This is a genomic window from Ruegeria arenilitoris, from assembly GCF_013035315.1.
GTDB lineage: Bacteria > Pseudomonadota > Alphaproteobacteria > Rhodobacterales > Rhodobacteraceae > Ruegeria > Ruegeria arenilitoris_D.
Genome location: NZ_WQHP01000016.1, coordinates 1 through 20,471, shown reverse-complemented (window position 1 = coordinate 20,471; position 20,471 = coordinate 1). Strand labels below are relative to the sequence as shown.

19 protein-coding genes and 1 tRNA gene are annotated in these 20,471 nt (G+C 57.9%); 7 read left to right on the top strand and 13 right to left on the bottom strand.

What is annotated here, in order from left to right; translation table 11 throughout:
• Nucleotides 1-82 precede the first annotated feature (82 nt).
• Both GOV53_RS20810 and GOV53_RS20805 read left to right on the top strand, forming a co-directional pair.
• Nucleotides 83-370 (top strand): HU family DNA-binding protein, encoded by a 288-nt coding sequence (locus GOV53_RS20810; protein WP_170349467.1) that lies wholly within the window; start codon nucleotides 83-85, stop codon nucleotides 368-370.
• A 170-nt stretch (nucleotides 371-540) separates the two neighbouring features.
• Complete coding sequence (locus GOV53_RS20805) at nucleotides 541-1,062, top strand: GNAT family N-acetyltransferase (protein ID WP_170470345.1); 522 nt, start codon at nucleotides 541-543, stop codon at nucleotides 1,060-1,062.
• 49 nt (nucleotides 1,063-1,111) lie between these two features.
• On the opposite strand, the gene GOV53_RS20800 is transcribed toward GOV53_RS20805, so the two are convergent.
• On the bottom strand, nucleotides 1,112-2,320 hold the full coding sequence (locus tag GOV53_RS20800) for a BCCT family transporter (RefSeq protein WP_437436805.1): 1,209 nt from the start codon (nucleotides 2,318-2,320) through the stop codon (nucleotides 1,112-1,114).
• A 171-nt stretch (nucleotides 2,321-2,491) separates the two neighbouring features.
• Between GOV53_RS20800 and GOV53_RS20795 the strand changes: the two genes are divergently transcribed.
• Nucleotides 2,492-3,379, top strand: coding sequence for a DMT family transporter (locus tag GOV53_RS20795; RefSeq protein WP_170470342.1), 888 nt, complete (start codon nucleotides 2,492-2,494; stop codon nucleotides 3,377-3,379).
• Here GOV53_RS20795 and GOV53_RS20790 read toward each other — a convergent pair.
• Nucleotides 3,355-3,876, bottom strand: coding sequence for a glutathione peroxidase (locus GOV53_RS20790; protein WP_170470339.1), 522 nt, complete (start codon nucleotides 3,874-3,876; stop codon nucleotides 3,355-3,357). The genes GOV53_RS20795 and GOV53_RS20790 overlap by 25 nt on opposite strands.
• 145 nt (nucleotides 3,877-4,021) lie before the next feature.
• Between GOV53_RS20790 and msrB the strand changes: the two genes are divergently transcribed.
• Entirely contained in the window at nucleotides 4,022-4,471 is a 450-nt protein-coding gene (gene msrB, locus GOV53_RS20785; protein ID WP_170426424.1) for a peptide-methionine (R)-S-oxide reductase MsrB, read from the top strand.
• A complete protein-coding gene (gene msrA / locus GOV53_RS20780) occupies nucleotides 4,468-4,977 on the top strand; it encodes a peptide-methionine (S)-S-oxide reductase MsrA (protein WP_170470336.1) in 510 nt (169 codons plus the stop codon). Before msrB ends, msrA begins: the two co-directional genes overlap by 4 nt.
• 31 nt (nucleotides 4,978-5,008) lie before the next feature.
• Here msrA and GOV53_RS20775 read toward each other — a convergent pair whose 3' ends face one another.
• The 8 genes from GOV53_RS20775 to GOV53_RS20740 all read right to left on the bottom strand — a co-directional run bounded on the left by GOV53_RS20775 (nucleotide 5,009) and on the right by GOV53_RS20740 (nucleotide 17,251).
• The gene (locus GOV53_RS20775) at nucleotides 5,009-7,012 is read right to left on the bottom strand and encodes a hydantoinase/oxoprolinase family protein (RefSeq protein WP_170470333.1); all 2,004 of its coding nucleotides are present in this window, start codon (nucleotides 7,010-7,012) and stop codon (nucleotides 5,009-5,011) included.
• A 72-nt stretch (nucleotides 7,013-7,084) separates the two neighbouring features.
• Entirely contained in the window at nucleotides 7,085-8,122 is a 1,038-nt protein-coding gene (gene queG, locus GOV53_RS20770; protein ID WP_170470330.1) for a tRNA epoxyqueuosine(34) reductase QueG, read from the bottom strand.
• A 59-nt stretch (nucleotides 8,123-8,181) separates the two neighbouring features.
• Nucleotides 8,182-8,847, bottom strand: a complete 666-nt coding sequence (gene fzlA, locus GOV53_RS20765) for an FtsZ-binding protein FzlA (protein ID WP_170426420.1) — start codon at nucleotides 8,845-8,847, stop codon at nucleotides 8,182-8,184.
• A gap of 58 nt (nucleotides 8,848-8,905) precedes the next feature.
• Nucleotides 8,906-9,640 carry a monofunctional biosynthetic peptidoglycan transglycosylase gene (gene mtgA / locus GOV53_RS20760; RefSeq protein ID WP_170470327.1) on the bottom strand — a complete coding sequence of 245 codons (735 nt, stop codon included), beginning with the start codon at nucleotides 9,638-9,640 and terminating at the stop codon, nucleotides 8,906-8,908.
• Between the two features lie 39 nt (nucleotides 9,641-9,679).
• Nucleotides 9,680-10,639 carry a Hint domain-containing protein gene (locus GOV53_RS20755; protein WP_170470324.1) on the bottom strand — a complete coding sequence of 320 codons (960 nt, stop codon included), beginning with the start codon at nucleotides 10,637-10,639 and terminating at the stop codon, nucleotides 9,680-9,682.
• A 187-nt stretch (nucleotides 10,640-10,826) separates the two neighbouring features.
• On the bottom strand, nucleotides 10,827-15,359 hold the full coding sequence (gene gltB, locus GOV53_RS20750) for a glutamate synthase large subunit (protein WP_170470321.1): 4,533 nt from the start codon (nucleotides 15,357-15,359) through the stop codon (nucleotides 10,827-10,829).
• A complete protein-coding gene (locus GOV53_RS20745) occupies nucleotides 15,356-15,790 on the bottom strand; it encodes a GFA family protein (protein ID WP_170426416.1) in 435 nt (144 codons plus the stop codon). Before GOV53_RS20745 ends, gltB begins: the two co-directional genes overlap by 4 nt.
• A gap of 27 nt (nucleotides 15,791-15,817) precedes the next feature.
• Nucleotides 15,818-17,251 carry an NAD(P)-dependent oxidoreductase gene (locus GOV53_RS20740; protein ID WP_170470319.1) on the bottom strand — a complete coding sequence of 478 codons (1,434 nt, stop codon included), beginning with the start codon at nucleotides 17,249-17,251 and terminating at the stop codon, nucleotides 15,818-15,820.
• A 230-nt stretch (nucleotides 17,252-17,481) separates the two neighbouring features.
• Here GOV53_RS20740 and GOV53_RS20735 point away from each other — a divergent pair, with 230 nt between their 5' ends.
• The gene (locus GOV53_RS20735) at nucleotides 17,482-18,285 is read left to right on the top strand and encodes an undecaprenyl-diphosphate phosphatase (protein WP_170470316.1); all 804 of its coding nucleotides are present in this window, start codon (nucleotides 17,482-17,484) and stop codon (nucleotides 18,283-18,285) included.
• Here the strand turns inward: GOV53_RS20735 and GOV53_RS20730 are convergent, their stop codons facing one another.
• Nucleotides 18,286-19,269, bottom strand: a complete 984-nt coding sequence (locus GOV53_RS20730; protein ID WP_170470314.1) for a complex I NDUFA9 subunit family protein — start codon at nucleotides 19,267-19,269, stop codon at nucleotides 18,286-18,288. It lies immediately after the preceding gene.
• Between the two features lie 197 nt (nucleotides 19,270-19,466).
• On the opposite strand from GOV53_RS20730, the gene GOV53_RS20725 reads away from it, so the two are divergent.
• Nucleotides 19,467-19,553: transfer RNA gene (locus tag GOV53_RS20725), tRNA-Leu, on the top strand.
• A gap of 142 nt (nucleotides 19,554-19,695) precedes the next feature.
• On the opposite strand, the gene GOV53_RS20720 is transcribed toward GOV53_RS20725, so the two are convergent.
• Together GOV53_RS20720 and GOV53_RS20715 are read right to left on the bottom strand one after the other, a co-directional pair.
• Nucleotides 19,696-19,917 carry a hypothetical protein gene (locus GOV53_RS20720; RefSeq protein WP_170470312.1) on the bottom strand — a complete coding sequence of 74 codons (222 nt, stop codon included), beginning with the start codon at nucleotides 19,915-19,917 and terminating at the stop codon, nucleotides 19,696-19,698.
• Nucleotides 19,918-20,115: 198 nt separating this feature from the next.
• The coding region (locus GOV53_RS20715; RefSeq protein WP_170470309.1) for a helix-turn-helix domain-containing protein at nucleotides 20,116-20,471 on the bottom strand (356 nt) is incomplete at its 5' end.

Below are 20,471 nucleotides of genomic sequence, written 5' to 3'. Positions count from 1 at the left end.
TATTCGTTGTGTTAACCCACAATATCCCGTTACAGTTACGCGGTGAGGCCCTATGTATCGGGCACGTTAAGGAGACCAAGAAATGGCAAAGCCTATGACTAAAACTCAGCTGGTGGCTGCTCTCGCTGAGGAAATGGGAACCGACAAGAAAGCTGCAAACGCAGCGTTGGAGGCTGTGACCGGCCTGATCACCCGTGAAGTTTCTGCCGGTGGCGCGGTGACCCTGCCCGGCGTCGGCAAAATCTACTGCCGCGAGCGCCCCGAGCGCATGGTGCGCAACCCCGCCACAGGCGAGCAGTTCAAGAAAGAAGCGGACAAAGTGGTCAAAATGACCATCGCGAAAGCTCTGAAGGACAGCGTGAACGGCTGATCCCGCCTTTCACTGCGATATGATCAAGGGCCGCCGGTTGGGGGCCCTTTTTCTTTGGTACGAGACTGTTCAACAAATTGGCCCGACCGAAACACTGTGTGAATCAATCGCGAAACTTCACATATTGTGGATTGCTAAGAGTGCAGAGATCCAAATGGCCAACTCCATCCATGTTTGAAACTGACAGACTTACTGTTGAGGTTTGGAAACAACCTCTTTTACCTTCAGTTGACAGGCAGCAAATCTACGCAGAGTTTTCGCCTTTGCTTTCACCAACGGTGCTAAATCACTTGCCCGAAGCCTTACAGCTCTCGGATACCAAGGACGCGATTGAGAACTGGTTGAAAGAGCGGGTGGAAGAAAGTGAATTGCTAACGATCCGCGACGGCGATGGAACCCTGATCGGCCTTCTGATCTTGGCACATATTTCTGAGCAAGAAACCTTGGCGACTGTTCATGTCGGGTATCTTTTTTCCGAAGCGGCGTGGGGAATGGGTTACGCAACCGAACTCATTGCAGGTTTGATTACCTACTTCCGTAACAAAAGACGCCCGGTCGAGCTTGTTGGTGGTGTAGAAACAGGAAACACTGCTTCGGCCAAAGTGCTGGAAAAGAATGGCTTTGAAAGAAACGCGAACCATTCCGACCCGGACACTGAGATGTACAGAAAACTAATTCTACCATCCCAATAGCAAAACGGGCGCCAATTTTAGCGCCCGCTCGTAGTGCTTTTTCGCACCGTTAGTGAACTGTCTCAACCTTGTGGAAGTCCAGATCGCGGCCCTCTGGCATCGAGTTGATGCTCAGAACCTCGCGTCGTTTGGCGATCAGGATATAGACCACGCAGGCCAGATACAGACCGATGACAACTGCGCCTATCCACTGGATCTGCAGCCACTGGCTTTGGAACAGCAGCGTCAGCACAAACAGCAGTACAACGTTACCGGCGACGTAGACCGCTTTGCCGAACCGGTCGACCGTCAGGTTCAGGTTGTCGGTGTACAGACGGATCAGCGAGTCCAGCGAGTTGATCACAAAGGTTACGCCCACGATCACCATCGCGATGTTTGTCAGACCTGCGGTGCTGATCTCGTTCAGGTGATAGTAGTAAAGAACCGAGAACCAGATCGCGAGCGGGATTGACGGGAAGATCAGCAGTGCCGCCAACAGTTGCCAGGTGGTCAATCCGCCGACAAAGCGCGAGGTGAACTGGCCGATCATGATCGACCATGCGAACCACCAGAACAGGTAGAAGGCGTGGTAGTCGGTCAACGGCAGGACAAACTTCTGGATGTTGGCAAAGTAAGCGCCAATGTTGCTGCTGGTCTCAAGCAGACCGTTCAGACCCATGCCCGCTGCGGCCCACATGCCAATGATCAGCGCGAGGAACAGAAAGGTCGAGCCCACGGACAGAATGCGAACATACTTCAGGTCAGTTGATGAGTAGGCTGCGGCCAGAATCACCACAAATACAATGATGTAGAAGGTGGTGACTACGGATTCACCGTCTCCGACATCAGGCAGGTAGCCGGGCAGGTAAATCAGGAACAGGCTGGCTGTGAAAGCGCAGGTTCCGATGATGACAACGTTGTTGATCAGCTTGACCAGCGGGATCTCAAAGAATTTCACGCGCGGTTCGATGACGCAGAAATAGAACGCCGTTAGGAAGTAGAACCCCCAAATCATAAAGCCCCAGAACCCGAACTCGATCGCCAGAGGGTTCGCAAAGGCATAGGCCGGTTCTTCGGCATAGCCGCCAAATTCGGTCAGCGGGAACATGATCAGACCCACGTCCAGACCCGAAGTGAACAGGATCGCGATGAACGTGAACAGGTGCACGGGTGTTACACCCACACAATGCAGGTTCCACCACTTTACCACGATAAAGGCGACCAGGCCCAAGGCCAGCAAGACGCCAAATGACAGAATGTACTCCAGAAGCACCAACATACCTCCCATGGATTAGTCAGAGTACGGCTGCCATAGCTTTAATTGACCAATCAATCAACAAACGCGAACTTGCGGTTAACCGAAGAGGCGACCTGTGATTTTTTTGACGCGGATCGCTTGTTTGTTGCCCGAAATTCAGAAACAGTCTCAGCGGTTTTTAAAGGGGTCACCATGGATCTGCGCGCCATTGCCATGGGGCTGGTCTTTGCCTTCATCTGGTCATCAGCCTTCACCTCGGCGCGGATCATCGTGGCCGATGCCTCGCCCCTGTTTTCGTTGGCGCTCCGCTTTTTGATCTCGGGTCTGCTGGGGGTCGCGATCGCGCGGGCCATGGGCCAAAGCTGGCGACTGACCCGCGCCCAGTGGTACGCGACGATACTGTTCGGAATTTGCCAAAATGCCCTTTATTTGGGTCTGAACTTTTATGCGATGCAAACAGTTGAAGCGTCAGTTGCCGCGATCATCGCTTCGACCATGCCTTTGATCGTGGCGTTGGCCAGTTGGGTGCTGTTTCAGGAAAGATTGCGACCTTTAGGCGTAATCGGGCTGCTGGCCGGTTTTGCCGGTGTCGCGCTGATCATGAGCAGCCGGATAGGCGCCGGGGCCGACCTGTTTGGCGTCATGCTGTGCGGGTTGGGCGCTCTGGCCCTCAGCTTTGCGACGCTGGCCGTACGCGGGGCCACATCAGGCGGGAACTTCATGATGATTGTGGGATTGCAGATGCTTGTCGGGTCGGGCGTCCTGTTCCTTGCTGCCCCAATGTTCGAGACCATCTACATTCACCCCAACGGGCCGTGGCTGCTGGCTTTTGTGTACACCACGCTGTTCCCGGGCCTACTGGCGACCTTCATATGGGTTCTGCTGCTGAACAGGATCGGCGCGATCCGGGCGGCTACATTCCACTTTCTGAACCCTGTCTTCGGTGTGGCGGTGGCCGCAGTGCTGCTGGGCGAGAAGCTTGGCCCGCTGGATTTGGCGGGTGTTGGCATCACGACGCTGGGTATTCTGGCGGTACAGCTCTCGCGACAAACCGATCAGCGCAGCAAGGCCTCGACCTGACGCAGCAACTTGGGTGAATCCGGTTTGACGTTCGAACCATAGGTGGCAACGACTTCACCCGCGGGGTCGATCAGTATCTTGTTGAAATTCCACTTAGGGACAAAACCCGTCTGTTGGGCAACCGCCCTATAGAACGGATGCGCACCTGCGCCTTTCACCGGTGTAATGTCGGTCATGGGCAGGGTCAGGTCATAATTCACCTCGCAGAACTGCTTCACCTCTTCGGCCGAACCCAGTTCCTGATTGAACGAATCCGACGGCACAGCCAGAACCACCAGACCGCGATCTGCGTAGGTATCGTGAACCTTTTGCAGGCCCTCATACTGTCCGGTGAATCCACAGTGCGACGCTGTATTCACGACCAGAACCGGCTGACCCCTCCAATCCTCGATGGATAGTGTTCCCCCGTCGATCGAGTCGAACTCACCCGTCAGAGGCGCGGCTTGTACGGCGCGGGCGACCAGCAACAGAGCGGATAAAAGAAGCAGTCTGAACATGGCGTGACCTCCTTTATCTAGAAATACGCGCTATAGCGGCAGTCGGATCACCCGCACGAGCGCGCGAGTTCGTTGAAATATGATTTTGATTTCTGCCTGAGTATGCCCAAATAAAGGCCCAAGCCGCATCAAATCCGGAGGAGCCATGACCCGCTACACCAAAGACCCTGAGGCCATCGCCGCTCTGTCACCCGAAGAATACCACGTCACCCAGCGCAGTGGTACCGAACGGCCTGGCACTGGTAAACTGTTGTACAACAAAGAACCGGGGATCTACGTCGATATCGTCTCGGGCGAGCCGTTGTTTGCCTCGACCAACAAATACGAGTCCGGCTGTGGCTGGCCCAGCTTCACCAAGCCGATTGTGCACGAGCATGTCGAAGAGTTTCGCGACGCATCGCTTGGTATGATCCGGACCGAGGTCCGCTCGAAACACGGGGACAGCCATCTGGGCCATGTGTTCCCGGACGGCCCGCGCGAACATGGCGGGCTGCGCTATTGCATCAACTCAGCCGCCTTGCGGTTTGTCCATCGCGATGAGATGGAGGCCGAAGGCTACGGCGAATACCTAATCCATGTGGAGGACATCCAATGACCGAACAACGCGCTGTTCTTGCCGGAGGCTGCTTTTGGGGCATGCAGGACCTGATCCGCAAACTGCCCGGTGTGTCTCGCACCCAAGTCGGCTATACCGGCGGCGATGTGCCAAACGCGACCTATCGCAACCACGGCACTCATGCAGAAGGAATCGAGATCTTCTTCGACCCCGCCAAGATCACCTATCGCGAGCTGCTGGAGTTCTTCTTCCAGATCCACGACCCGACAACCGTGAACCGCCAGGGCAATGATATCGGGATGAGCTATCGCTCGGCCATCTATTTCGTGGATGACGCGCAGAAACAGGTGGCCGACGACACAATCGCCGATGTGAATGCCAGCGGCATTTGGCCCGGCAAGGTCGTGACCGAGGTCGAACCCGTCGGCGATTTCTGGGAAGCGGAGCCCGAGCATCAAGATTACCTGGAGCGGATCCCCAACGGCTATACCTGCCACTTCCCGCGCCCTGACTGGGTTCTGCCCAAACGAACCGCGGCTGAGTAAACGGCTTTGGCCCCCTTCGAATGAAGGGGGCTTAGCCCGACGCCACCCGGGGGCGTCCACTGGCTTCAACTGTGATCAGTGCCTCGACAAAGACATCCTGCGCTTCAATGCGCGCAGTGCGGATGTCGCGATCAACGACCACACGGATATCCGCCGCACCGGCCTGTCGCACAGCGCCTTCGGCCTGGTCCCGCAAGACCGTCTCAAGCAGCGCCAGCGCCTTGTCGGATTCGGTGAAATCCTGCGGGCCGTCCTCCAGATGCACCCGAAAACGTCCCTCCGAAGGGGACGTCACCGTGCCCGACCTGCGTAAAGTCAACCGGCCAACAACAGCGCCAATCGCATTGGCCACACCGGCATGTTCAGGCAGGACCATGTTGCAGTGCAGCCGTTCCCCGACCGCCGGATAGTAGCTTGGAGCCGAAGCGCCAAGGCCCACCACGTCCACGTTCAGCGCCGCGTCCAGTGCCAGCAACCCGCGGTGCTTTGCCAAACCTCTTTGCGTCAGAACATGCCGGGCCAGATCGGCTGATGGAACGCCAAAATCCTCAGCCTCTTCCGCAAAAGCAGTCTCTAACAAAGTCAAAGAGGTCTGTTCCGTCAATTGGTCAACGATCATTTGCGCCAACTGCTCAGGGGTGCTGGCCAACCTGTCGCCTGTTCCAACGCGTTTGCGCGCCACCAATTCCAGCGCCTTGTGCGCCGCCTCTGCATCCCAGGCATCCAACCGACCCAGAACATGGCTGGCATCTGAAGGCGTCACCCCCGACACTTGAACAATCCCGCGATCCACCAAGCGCGACAGCGCACCGTTTTCCATGCGGGTACGCAGCAGATCGCTCAGCGGCAGTACGCTTTCGCCCAACCGTTCCAGCAGCGTTTCTTCCCGTGCACCCAACCCATCCGCGTTGATGCCGGGAACACGGCGGGCAAACCGCGTGTCATGTTCCCCGACGGTTGTAGCCCGCAACTGAGAATCCAGAACAGCGTGCACAACTTCAGGCGCTTCAGCAGCGATCAGGGACACTGGCAGCACCCGCCGCGGACCAAGAAAAACACCGCCGCCCAGCCCTTCGGTTACCACATGAACCTGGCTGTCGCCCCCCAAACCGTGCGTCCGCATGGCCACAGCCTCGACCATGGTCCGAAACCCGCCGACTTGCGCGCCCGCCGGGTCAATCGCGGGCTTGCCATCCCGGATCAGCGCAACGTCGGTCGTGGTCCCGCCAATATCGGACACCAGCGCGTTCTCGACCCCCGTCAGCCAGCTTGCGCCAACGATCGAGGCCGCAGGACCACTGAGGATGGTTTCAATAGGCCGCTCCCGAGCCTGCTCGGCGCTCATCAAGGCCCCGTCGCCGCGCACAACCATCATTGGCGCAGTGATGCCCAGATCAATCAACTGATCCTGCGCGCGCCCGATCAGCCGGTCGATCATCCCGATCAACCGCGCATTCAAAACCGCTGTCACTGCCCGTTTCGGACCATTTAACTTGGCCGACAACTGATGCGAACATGTCACCGGAGCGCCAGTTTTCTCCGCAATGATCCGCGCGGCCTGCAATTCATGCGCCGGGTTTCGCGTGGCAAACTGCGCGGCAACCGCAAAGCCTGAGACATCTTTGTGCGACGCCAAAAAGGCCTCCAACCCATCGACGTCCAAGGACTTAGCCTCGCCACCCGCATGGGTATGTCCGCCGCCGATCACCAGCGCCGGATCACCTTTCAGCGCATCTCGCAACCCGTGTTTTTCTAGATCCGCTTCCTTGAACCCGATATAGATCAGCGCAACACGACCACCCTGCCCTTCGACCAGAGCATTTGTGGCCAACGTGGTCGACAAAGACGCCATCGAGATCTGATCCGGAGAGACCTGCGCCTGCTCCAACACGGCCGAAATCGCCTTACCCAAGCCAATGGCTAGGTCGGCGCGCGTCGTCAAAGATTTGGCCGAGGCGATTACCTCAGACTCGTCCCGGATCAGCACCGCATCCGTATAGGTTCCACCCGTATCCACCCCCAAAGCCAACGCCATCGGGATCTCCTTCCTGTTCGCTGTCGATGGGTGTAGCGGTTTGGACCGACACGTCCAGCCTGTTTGCGGCACTTATGGCAATCGTTCCACCGCCCAGCGGGCAGCGTCGGCTACGGTCGGGTCAGGATCGTCGGTCAACGACTGGGCAACAACCGCCAGATCAGGACGCTGAGAGTTGCCAATCGCATAAAGCACATTTCGCACGAACCGATCCCGCCCGATCCGCTTGATGGGCGAGCCCGAGAACTTTGCCCGAAACGCCGCATCGTCCAGCACAGCAAGCTCAGCCAAAGGCGGTGCCTTCAGATCATCGCGCGCAGCATATCGAACATCGCTCGCCGCGACGGCAAATTTGTTCCATGGACAGGCGGCCAGGCAATCGTCACACCCGTAAATCCGGTTTCCCAGCTGGGCGCGCAATTCTTCGTCCACAGGCCCTTTATGCTCAATTGTCAGATAGGAAATGCAGCGTCTTGCATCCAATTGATAAGGGGCGGGAAAAGCATCGGTTGGGCATACATCCAAACAAGCTCGGCAGCGTCCACAATGATCCGTCTCAGCCGTGTCCGCAGGCAGGTCAAACGTCGTGAAAACAGACCCTATAAAGGCCCAGTTTCCCCAATCCCGACTGACCAGATTGGTATGCTTCCCCTGCCACCCCAAACCAGCAGCCTGCCCCAAAGCCTTCTCTGGAACCGGCGCCGTATCCACAAAAACCTTCACCTCACCACCCGCCTCGGCAATCAACCAACGCGCCAGACGCTTCAGGCGTTTCTTGACCAGATCGTGGTAGTCCTTGTTCTGCGCATAGACGGAAATCGCAGCCTTGTCCGCGTGATCCAAAACCTCAGTTGGATCATGCTTGGGCGTATAGCTTTCGGCCAGCATGATCACCGACTGTGCCTCGGGCCACAGCGCGGCCGGGTCACCGCGCCAATGGGTCCGTTCGGCCATCCAGCCCATCTGCCCATGGTACCCGGCCTCCAGAAACGCCTGCAAACGCGCGGGCACTTCGGGCACATCCCAAGGACGACAGATACGACAGGACACGAAACCCTCGCTCAGGGCCTGTGCCACCAGCCGTTCCTTCAAATCCGATCCGCTCTTCATCTGGCTAAAAATACCTTCGGGGGTCCGGGGGCAGACAGCCCCCGGTCCTACCCTGAGTATCAGAAATCCAGATCGGCGTAATGGGGCGGCGGCCGGAATCCCGGAACCTGATCCGCCAGAATAGACCGGAAGGCAGGCCGAGATTTGATCTTAGCGTACCAATCCTTGACGGCCTGCGAGCGATTCCAGTCCACATCCGAGATATAATCCAGCGCCGACAGATGTGCAGCTGCAGCGAAATCCGCAAGGGTCATCTGATCGCCCGCCAGCCAACGGCGGTGATCCAGCAACCACGCCATGTAATCCAAATGATACTTGATCGCCTTTGCGCCTGCCTTGACGTTCTTGCTGTCCGGGTAACCCTGGCCGGTCACCTTCTTGTTTACCCGCTCATACAGCAGTTTCGACGTAACCTCGTGATGAAACTTGTCATCAAACCACCCCACCAGGCGCCGCACTTCGTATCGGGCTTCGGGGGTTTTCGGCATCAGCGAGGGCTCTGGCCGCGTCTCTTCGATGTATTCACAGATAGCCGCGCTTTCGGCCATCACCTGCCCATCCAGGCGCAGAACTGGCACTTTGCCAGCCGGATTGCGGCGCAGGAAATCTGGGTCTTGTTCCCAGTATCGTTCCTCAACCAGTTCGACTTCGATCTTCTTTTCCGCCAACGACAGGCGGACCTTGCGGCAATACGGGGACAGGGGAACGTGAAACAGACGCGCCATGGGCTTCCAATCGAACCAGTGAATACCCCCCAGCTTTAGCCTTGAGGGGCCTAGAGTTTCAATCCTCGAAACAATCCGCGCGACCATCTGCGCGGATGGTGGCCGCTCCATCCAAGATGGCAGCAGCCCGCCTGCGGGTCCGCACCGACGGATCTGTAACCGACCGGTTGCGCGGTGACGGCAGAATCGCGGCTAGACGCGCCGCCTGTACCGGCGACATCTGATCAGCGCTTACGCCGTAATACCGCTGCGCGGCCGCTTCGACCCCGAATACGCCCTGACCGGTTTCAGCCACGTTCAGATAGACCTCAAGGATTCGCTGTTTGCTCCAGAAGATTTCGACCACCGGCGTGATCGATGTTTCAAGCGCCTTGCGCACCCAGCTGCGACCCTGCCACAGGAATACGTTCTTCACGACTTGCTGCGTGATGGTCGAGGCCCCTCGGCTGCCGCCATCCTCCAGCGCGTCGCGGATGGCCTCAACGTCAAAGCCCCAATGCAGGCAGAAATTCGCATCCTCCGCCGCGACGGCGGATCGGGCCATGATCGGGGCAATCTGCTCCATGGGCACCCAGTCGCGCTCGACCTTGCCCAGCCTGCGCCATTCCGACCAGATCGTATGAGTCACCGGCGGGTTGACCACCGAATAGAGAAGAACCAACCCCAACATAAGCGCCACGGCGCCCAAAGCGGCCCGTGTCACCCAACGGCGAATCCGCGGGATCACTTGCGATTTTGTTTTTGACGCTCTGCCTTTTTTTCTGCTCGGCTTGCGCGCTGCTTGTCTTGCCATTCTGTTGCTATACGACGCGGCGAACGGGTTTGGAACGGTTTATGTCACGATGGCGCGCCCTTCGCGCGGATGAACCACCGGACGCGCGGTTTTCGGCAAGGTCGGGTTTCGCCGAGAAAGCTCGGGGAACAGCCGCAGAACCTCGGCGCGCACGTCCCTGTCCGACTGCGAGATTGCGTGACCAGGATAATAGCTTTCGCTTTTGGCCCCGTTTGCGATGACGATTTCATGTTGTGCAAACAGCAGGTGGATATAGTCGACCTGCCCACCTTCGACACGAGTCACGGTCTTGCCGTTCACCAGACAATGCGCTGCGATCAAAACCTCAGGGTGGCCGAACAAATATGGTGCCCGCCAATCTTCGACCAGCATCCTGTGCTGCGGTGAAACGGTCAGAGGCGCATTCAACCCCAGAACGCCTGCGTCGAGCCGGATCGGGGCCAGTTTTCCTTGGGCCTCAACCGTCGTGCGGCCGACCCATTGCAGCTCTTGCGGGCCGTGATCGGCAGTAGAAACCAGATCACCAGGCTTTAGGTCTTCGACCAGGCGCGGACCGTCTGGTGTGTCGATCAGGGTTCCGGGTATAAAGCAGGGTGGCCCAAGATCACCCCCGGCAATATTGACCGAACCAAACCCGTTGGGATCGCCGAAATCGTCGCTGACATCCGTGAAGGACGAGCTGACGAACGTTCCATTCTGCAGGACCTGATTGCCATTGGGCGTAAAGACCCTGCGCCCATCGGCCAGGTAGAATGTGACCCCTGTATAGGTCACCTGAGTCCCGTCACTCAGCTCGATCGTCACCATGTCGTTGAAGAAGGTCGACGTGATGTCAGATCCATCGACCGAGTCGCCGCTCAACCGGTTGATCAGGCCATTGTCATTCTGATCCACGATATCCAGAGACTGGACTGTCAGAGGCGTTCCAACAACCGTGCCGTTGTTACCGGGGTTCGCCGGATCCAACTCAAAGAACTGATCTTTGTAGGTCGTGGGCATATGCCTGCTCCTGCCTGCTCATATCTCTGGGACGCAGTGTGGCTGCAAATCCCGAGAAATTTATGGCATTAGCTAGGCGTTATTCGCGAAAAAACGCAATCAATACGCGAAAATCGACACAAATTGATAAAACCCGCGTGTTTCTGGTAACACGCGGGTTTCTTTGATCAGGCGCCCTTGGCGTTGCTTATTCTGCCGGGACAGCAGTCGCTTCGGTGGTCAGAGGATGGCTGAGCTTGTTCAGCATCTCTTTCGGGCAAACCTGCAGGAAGTTGGCCTTTTCCACGTCCCAATGCTGCAGAATGTCCGCAGCCTTGCGGCTGTAGGTTTCGGCCTGATGCGCCTCGATCAGCGATTTCAGCTGCTCTTCCCAATGATCCACGGTCACCGGGCAGGTCACCAGCGTTTCCATGTTCATCAGCGCCTGCGCCTTGCCTTCGGGGTCGTACAGATAGGCCATGCCGCCTGTCATACCCGCACCAAAGTTGGCACCGATGTCCCCAAGAATCACCGCGACACCGCCGGTCATGTATTCACACCCGTTCGAGCCGCAGCCCTCGATCACCACTTTGGCGCCCGAGTTCCGCACGGCGAACCGCTCACCCGCGCGGCCAGCCGCGAACAGGTGGCCATCGGTGGCACCGTACAGAACGGTGTTGCCGATGATGGTGTTTTCGTCCGCCTTCAGCGGGCTGACCTGCGGCGGGCGCACGACGATGGTGCCGCCCGACAGGCCCTTGCCGACATAGTCATTGGCATCACCCGACACTTCCAGTTTCAAACCGGGTGCCGCAAAGGCCCCCAGTGATTGGCCGGCGGAACCTTGCAGCTTCACATGCAGATGGTCGGGTTGGAACGTGTTCCGCATCCCGAAATTCTGCACGATATGGCTGGAAACCCGCGTACCGACAGTCCGGTGCGTGTTCTGGATCGCGTAAGACAGCTGCATCTTCTCACCGTCTTTCAGGAACCGCGCCGCGTCGCGGACGATTTCTGCATCCAGCGTGTCCGGCACAGCGTTCCGATCCTTGTCACGGTTGTAGACGATGTCATGAGCACCATCGACCGTGATCAGCAGCGGGTTGAGGTCTAGATCGTCCAGATGCGCCGATCCACGGCTGACCTGTGCCAGCAGATCGGCCCGGCCGATGATCTCGTCGATCGAGCGTGCACCGAGACTGGCCAACAACTCACGCACTTCCTGTGCGTAGAAGGTGATCAGGTTGACGACCTTGTCCGCGTTGCCGGTGAACTTCGCGCGCAAGGACTCGTCCTGCGTACACACACCGACCGGGCAGGTGTTCGACTGGCACTGACGCACCATGATACAGCCCATCGCGATCAGGGCGGCAGTACCGATGCCGTATTCCTCGGCACCCATCATCGCAGCCATGACGATGTCGCGCCCGGTGCGAAGACCACCATCGGTCCGCAGCGTCACGCGATCCCGCAGGTTGTTCATCGCCAGAACCTGATGTGCTTCGGTCAGGCCCATTTCCCACGGTAGACCGGCGTATTTGATACTGGTCGCGGGGGATGCGCCTGTACCGCCATTGTGGCCCGAGATCAGGATCACATCCGCCTTGGCCTTGGCCACACCCGCGGCAATCGTGCCAACGCCCGAAGACGCCACCAGCTTCACTGTCACCTTACAGCGCGGGTTGATCTGCTTCAGGTCATAGATCAGCTGCGCCAGATCCTCGATCGAGTAGATGTCGTGATGCGGCGGCGGCGAAATCAGCGTCACGCCTTTGGTCGAGTGCCGCAGACGCGCGATCAGGTCGGTGACCTTCATGCCTGGCAGCTGACCACCCTCACCGGGTTTCGCACCCTGGGCGACCTTGATCTCCAGCTCTTCACACTGGTTCAGGTATTCGGCGGTCACACCGAAACGGCCCGAAGCCACCTGTTTGATCTTGGCCGACGGATTGTCGCCATTGGGCTCCGGCACGAAATGCGCGGGATCTTCACCACCCTCGCCCGAGTCGGACTTGGCACCGATCCGGTTCATCGCAACGTTCAGCGTCTTGTGCGCCTCGGGGCTCAAAGCACCAAGCGACATGCCCGGCGTGACAAAGCGTTTGCGGATCGAGGTGATCGATTCCACCTCTTCAATCGGCACCGGCTTACCCAGCGGCTTGAAATCCATCAGATCGCGCAAATGGATCGGCGGGTTTGACTGCATCTTGGCCGAATACTGTTTCCACAACTCATAAGAGGCGCGGTTACAGGCCATCTGCATCATGTGCATCGAGGTTGCTTCCCACGCGTGGGTCTCACCAGATTTCCGCGCTTTGTAGAAGCCACCAATGGGCAGCACATCCAGACCGCTGGCCCATGCCTTGGCATGGATCTCTTCGGCCTTGGTCTGAATACCGGTCACACCGATCCCGGAAATTCGGCTGGTCATGCCCGGGAAATATTCCGCGACCATCGCACGGCTCAGGCCCACGGCTTCAAAGTTTAGGCCACCGCGATAAGATGAAATCACCGAAATCCCCATCTTGGCCATGATCTTCAGCAGGCCTTGGTCAATTGCCTCGCGATAGCGCGCAACGTTCTCGGTGAGGGTGCCGTCCAGCAGGCCACGATCAATGCGGTCGGCCAGCGAATCCTCGGCCAGATAGGCGTTCACCACGGTCGCACCACAGCCGATCAGAACCGCAAAGTAGTGCGGATCGACACATTCTGCGGACCGTACGTTCAACGAGCAGAAGGTACGCAGTCCCTGACGGGTCAGATGCGAATGCACCGCGCTGGTCGCCAGGATCATCGGCATTGCCACACGACCCTCGCCCGAGTTCATGTCGGACAGTACCAGATGCCCCGCGCCCGAGCGTACGGCCTCTTCTGCTTCGGCTCTGACACGGGCCAAAGCGGCGCTCAGCGCGCCCTGTCCGGGTTCAAAGCTACAGTCAATCTCGGCCAATGGGGCGTCAAAGTTTTCAACCAGCTTGTCCCACTGCGCATTGCCAACAAAGGGGCTTTCCAGCACCACGATCTCGGTCTGGCTGCTGTCTTCGTCCAGCACGTTCTTAAGGTTCGCGAACCGCGTCTTCAGCGACATAACCCGATATTCGCGCAAACTGTCGATAGGCGGGTTCGTCACCTGGCTAAAGTTCTGCCGGAAGAAGTGGCTCAGCGGGCGGTATTGCTTGGACAGAACGGCTGAGGGCGTGTCGTCGCCCATCGAGGCCAGCGCCTCCTTGCCGTCTTCGGCCATCGGGGCGAGAATCTGTTCCAGCTCTTCCACCGAGTAACCCGCCGCGATCTGGCGCTTGCGCAGGTCTTCGCCTGAGAAAATCGGGGTTTCGGTTACTCCGGCCAGCGTGGCGTCCAGATCGTTGATCTTGCCAACCCACTCACCAAAGGGCAACGCGCGCGCCAATTTGTTCTTGATCTGGGTGTCGCGGTACAGCTTGCCCTTTTTCATGTCCACGGCCAGCATCTGACCCGGTCCAAGCGCGCCCTTTTCTGTCACCGACGCCTCGTCAATCGGAACCATCCCGGCCTCGGACCCAGCGATGACCAAGCCATCGCCCGTCACCACATAGCGCATCGGGCGTAGACCGTTCCGGTCCAGACCAGCACAGACCCAGCGGCCATCGGTCATCGCAAGCGCAGCGGGACCGTCCCACGGTTCCATCACCGAGTTGCAGTAGGAATACATGTCGCGCCAGGCCTGCGGCAGCTCGACTGCCTGCTTGGACCAGCTTTCGGGAACCAGCATGGTTTTCGCCATCGGGGCCGAACGGCCCGCGCGCACCAGAACCTCAAAAACCGAGTCTAATGCGGCCGAATCCGAGGATCCGCCTGCGATGATCGGCTTGATGTCATCCGCATAGTCGCCAAAAGTGCCGCTGGCCATGCGGATCTCATGGCTCTTCATCCAGTTGATGTTGCCCTTCAGCGTGTTGATTTCGCCGTTATGGGCCAACATGCGGAAAGGTTGCGCAAGCCACCACTGCGGGAACGTGTTGGTCGAATAGCGCTGGTGATAAATGGCGAAGGCGGATTCAAAGCGCTCGTCCATAAGGTCGGGATAGAATACGGCCACCTGTTCGGCCAGCATCATGCCCTTGTAGATGATCGAGCGGCAGGACAGCGACGCCAGATACAAGCCAGAGATACCCGCAGCCGCAGCCGCCTTTTCGATACGGCGGCGGATCACATAGAGCTCACGCTCGAAAGTTTCTTCGTCAACGCCCTTGGAGTTCGAGATCAGAATCTGCTCGATCTCGGGCCGCGTCGCGTTGGCTTTTTCACCCAGGCAAGTCACATCGACCGGCACGTGGCGCCAGCCATAGATGTAGTAGCCCATTCGCAGAACTTCGGTTTCTACGATGGTTCGACACTGTTCCTGCGCGCCGAAATCGGTGCGGGGTAGAAAGACCTGACCAACTGCGATCAGCTCGTCCAATTTGGGTTCGTGACCGGTACGGCGGATCTGGTCATAGAAGAAAGGAACCGGGATCTGCACGTGAATTCCCGCGCCGTCGCCTGTCTTGCCATCAGCGTCAACAGCGCCGCGGTGCCAAATCGCTTTAAGCGCGTCGATCCCGGCATCCACGACCTTGCGGGATGCTTTGCCATCCACTGACACCACAAGACCCACACCGCACGAAGAATGCTCTTCTTCCTCGGAATAGAGACCGTTTTCCGCCATCCATTTGCGCTTGGCTTCCTCGGCCCGCACCCAATCGGCATCATATTTGGTCATTGGCTGTCTCCTTCTTCCGAGGGGGCGAACATCGCCTCGACCTCGGCTTTGGTCATTTGTTGGCGCTCGCCCGCGAACGCATAGCCGGTTGGCTTTTTGTCGATATAAAGTTCATGAGTCAGCGGGTGGCCTGTGTCTTCAAACAGTCCCGCTGCCATCTGTGTGTGACCGTGCATCTCGCCCGGCAGGGTGATCCGGTACCAAAGGGCCGAGCCACACTCAGAGCAAAAGGCACGCTCCGCCCAATCGGACGAGGTGTAGGTTTTGACCGGACCCAATGCGGCATAGCCCGGCTCGGCCTGAAACGTCACCAGCATCGAGCTGGTCCAACGACGGCACTGGTCACAATGGCACGCGCCCAGCGCATCCCGCGCCGGGGTGGCGGTGACTGTGACCGCGCCGCACATGCATTGGCCTTGCAATTCGGGCATCCGACCCTCCTGTCGCTGGGCGTTGGGTTACTCGGCTGCGACGGCAGCCTTGGCGTTGAAACGTTCGATGATCGCGTCGGCGCAGTCACGACCATCGCGAATGGCCCAAACCACCAGTGAGGCACCGCGCACGATGTCACCGATCGCATAGACACCATCCATCTCAGTCGCACCGGTCTGGAAGGCTGCCTTGACGGTGCCCCAGCGCGTAACGGGCAGGTCCGGCTGGCCGAACAGGGTCGGCAGATCTTCGGGTTCGAAACCCAGAGCTTTGATGACCAGATCGGCCTCTTCAACGTAGTCCGCGCCTTCGATCACTTCGGGCGCCTGTCGGCCAGAGGCATCGGGCTGACCCAGACGCATCTTCTGCACCATCACGCCCGAAACCTTTTCGTCGCCGGTAAAGCCCTTGGGCGCGCTCAGCCAATCGAACACCACGCCTTCTTCTTCGGCGTTCTGCGTTTCACGCTGCGAGCCCGGCATGTTGGCGCGGTCACGGCGATACAGACATTTGACCGAGGTTGCACCCTGACGGATCGAGGTCCGCACGCAATCCATCGCAGTATCACCGCCACCGATCACGACGACCTTTTTACCCTCGGCGTTCAGACGACCGTTGTCGAAGTCTTCGACGGCGTCGCCAAAGCTCTTGCGGTTCGATGCGGTCAGGAAATCGATGGCTTTTTCGATACCGTTCAGACCGCTGCCCGGCATGGACAGGTCGCGAGACTTGTACACACCGGTTGCGATGATCACGGCGTCATGTTTGGCGCGGATTTCGGCAAACTTGGCTGCATCTACGTCACAGTTCAGCACGAACTCGACCCCGCCATCGACCAGCAGGTCATTGCGGCGCTGCACGATGTCCTTTTCCAGCTTAAAGCCTGGGATGCCGTACATCAACAGACCACCTGCACGGTCATAGCGATCATAGACCGTGACCTGAATACCTGCGCGACGAAGCATATCCGCCGCGGCCAATCCACCGGGGCCACCGCCGATGATTCCGACGCTTTCGCTGCGCTCGGCCCCGGGGACGACAGGTTTGACCCAGCCCTTGTCCCAAGCGGTGTCCGTGATGTATTTTTCAATGGTGCCGATGGTGACCGTGCCATGGCCCGACTGTTCGATCACACAGTTACCTTCGCACAGGCGGTCCTGCGGGCAGATACGGCCGCAGATTTCAGGGAAGGTGTTTGTTGCCTGACTGGTTTGATAGGCCTCTTCCAATCGACCTGTAGCCGTGAGGTGAAGCCAATCGGGAATATTATTGTGCAATGGGCAATGCGACTGACAGTACGGAACCCCACACTGGCTGCACCGACTGGCTTGTTCCCTGGCCTTTTCAGCTGCGTATTCGGCATAGATCTCATCAAAATCTTCTCTACGGTCTTCTGCAGCACGCTTTTCGGGCATGACGCGGTCGATCTGCACAAATTTCAGCATCGGTTGCTTGGCCACGGGTCAAACTCCATGAATTGGCTTGGTCGGGTCTCTTTAAGAGATGTGATGACAGATGAAAAGTCAACTGTACTGACCTATTTTGAGAAAAGTGAGGGGAATGTGCCGGAATACTGAAAATTAATCCGAATTTTAGTTCCGATTCGGACCTATATGCGCGCTTTCCTTTTCCATGACACACTTATACCCATTGAGCGAAACAAAGACGTGACCATAACGCGGCGGGGCAGATGAGTCTTTTTCAGTTGATTCTTGCGGCAATAATTCAGGGAATAACTGAGTTTTTGCCGATCTCTTCGTCTGGTCATCTGATCCTGCTGCCCAGCCTGACCGGGCTGGATGATCAAGGGCTGGCCATAGATGTGGCCGTGCATGTAGGCACCTTGGGCGCGGTGATCCTGTATTTCTGGTCTGACGTTAAACAGGCCCTTATTGGCCTGCCGCACGCGCTGACCGGCAGAACGGACACTCCGCAGGCTCGGTTGGCCCTTGGCCTGATCGTCGCGACAATTCCAACGGTGATCGTTGGGGCCATCCTGTATAAGACCGGCCTGATTGAAGCGTTCCGGTCGATGGCCGTCATCGGTTGGACAATGCTGGTCTTCGGCCTTGTGCTCTACTGGATGGATCAGAAAGGTCCGCAAACCAAGGAAGCCCGCGACTGGGGCCTGCGTGACGCATTGATCATGGGGTTGTGGCAGGTTCTGGCCCTGATACCCGGCACGTCTCGGTCCGGCATTACAATCACCGGCGCACGGCAACTGGGCTACACGCGCGAGGATGGTGCTCGGATTGCGATGCTGATGTCGATTCCGACCATTCTGGCGTCTGGCGCTCTGCTCTCGGTCGACGTGATACGACAAGCGGATGCACAACTGGCCCGGGATGGCGCGATCGCTGCCGTCTTTGCCTTTGCCTCAGCGCTGCTGGCCCTGAGCCTTATGATGCGCCTGTTGCGAAGCGTTAGCTTCACGCCATACGTGATCTACCGCGTGATTCTGGGCGTTATCCTGCTGGTGATTGCCTACAGTTGATCAAGTCCGCAGGTTGTTGGCCGAGTTCTGGATGTCGTCGTACTGTCCCGAGGGGCGGAACTTCCACAAATAGTCCGGAAGAACCGATTCCAGCGTAGCAGGCTCAATCCCAAGATCCGCAAATCCTTTGGCGTTCGCAGAGACGACATTATCGCGGCGCAGGTTTTTCAACTGATCTCGGGTCAGGATGTGGTTCGGGAACAGCTGAAAGCTGACGAATTTCAGAATGTCCAAAACGCCCGCCATGATGCGCGCCACAAAGAATGGCATCCCGAGGATGACCCGGCGGCGGTGGATTACCTCAAGCATTTGCTGCATCAGCGCACGGAAGGTTTTCACCTCGGGTCCGCCCAACTCGTAAATTCCTGGTTCCGCCTGCCCCTGGACGCCCTGTACGGCAGCCTTGGCCACGTCGTCCACATAAACCGGCTGAAACTTGGTCTCGGCTCCGACCAAAGGCAGGAACGGCCCCATTCGGGTCATGCCCGCGAAACGGTTAAAGAACTGATCCTCGGTTCCGAAAATCACGGACGGCCGCAGGATGATCGCATCAGGCATATGGGACAGCACCCCCGCTTCGCCCTGCGCCTTGGTCTGAGAATACTGGCTGTCAGACTCCGCATCTGCTCCGATCGCAGAGATATGCACCATGCGTTCGATGCCTTGCTCGGCAGCCAGACGCGCGATCCGTTCCGCGCCGTCCGCCTGCACGGCATCGAACGCGTTCTTGCCGAGCTCGTTCAAAACGCCCACGCAATTGACCACCGCATCAGCCCCGTGCATCGCAGCAGCAACCGAGGCGTCGTCGCGGATATTGCACAGAATGGGTTCAACCTGACCAACGACGCCGTAGGTTTTGACAAACATCGCTTCGTTCGGACGCCTGACCGCGACCCGGACACGCCACCCTTCGCTTGCCATGCACCGCGCAATATACCGGCCGACAAATCCCGATCCGCCATAAATCGTGACCATTTTGGACATGAGAGGGCTCCTGCTTGTGGGTCTTATTCGATCTAGCGCCACAGACCGCTTCAAACAAGGCGCAATAACGCCGCGCGCCCGCGAAAAGACTAGCCAAATCAAGGTAAATTCGGGTGGGTTAAAAAAACTTTCAAAAAACTTCCCGAATCTGGTTGACCCTCCCCGCCAGTAGGCTTAAACGCCGCTCCACGACACCTGCCCAGGTGGCGGAATTGGTAGACGCGCTAGCTTCAGGTGCTAGTGTCCGTATGGACGTGGAGGTTCGAGTCCTCTCCTGGGCACCACTAATTCCCAAATAGTTTAATATAATCAATCCATTGGGATATTTTTTAAGCCCAAAGCCCCCCAATTAGTCCCCCATACGATTTGTGCTGGATGAGCCGCTCGATCCTAAAGAGTCTAAAGCATCGGATGTCTCAGATTTAATCAGTCCAACGTGAAGTTGACTATAAGGCGGTCGGGACCCACCTCATCACCATCCTGTTTCCGCGGCAAAGCTTTGGCATGCCCAAATGGAATGAGAAACATCGCAATCTTGATAGCCTTGTCATGATTGCCCTTATCAACCGCGCCTTTCAGCTGCCCAAACAAGTATTGCATCGGTTCTACGTAGTTTTGACGCGATGCTAAATCTTCGTACCGTTTCATACGGTTACGCTTGAGTTTGTCCCGCTTTGACATGCGAGGATTATAGCTATCCAACGCCTAATAGGAAAGAAACGATATTCGTTCTGACCGCAAATCTGACGCTCGCGGTAAGTGCAGCGAATGGCGGCTTCGAGCCCATAATAGACACTAAGCTATGACGCGGCGAATGGCCGCCATGAGCTCAAGCGGACTCTCGTCTTACGAATCCCCTGCAGCCGAACCGTTTTTTGGTCGACTCGCCGTTTCCATCGGCGTCTCACCGAAGAATTGACGGTAGGCAACTGATGTCCGGCCTAGGTGGCTAAAACCGGCTTCGCCGATGAGCGTGGAAATGACACCTTTCTCATAGGTGCTTGCCAGCAGAAGCGACCTTAGTCGATGCAGCTGGACAATCGATTGAAACTTGCTTGGGCCAACACCAAGTTGTTTTTCAAAGGCCAAAAAGAGTGACCGCCTCGATACCCCGAGTTCGCGGCACAGTTCTTGAACGGTTAGTTTCGTGCCAGCCGGGTTTTCTGAAAAATACGCTTCAGCCGCCGCAACGGTCTTCCATT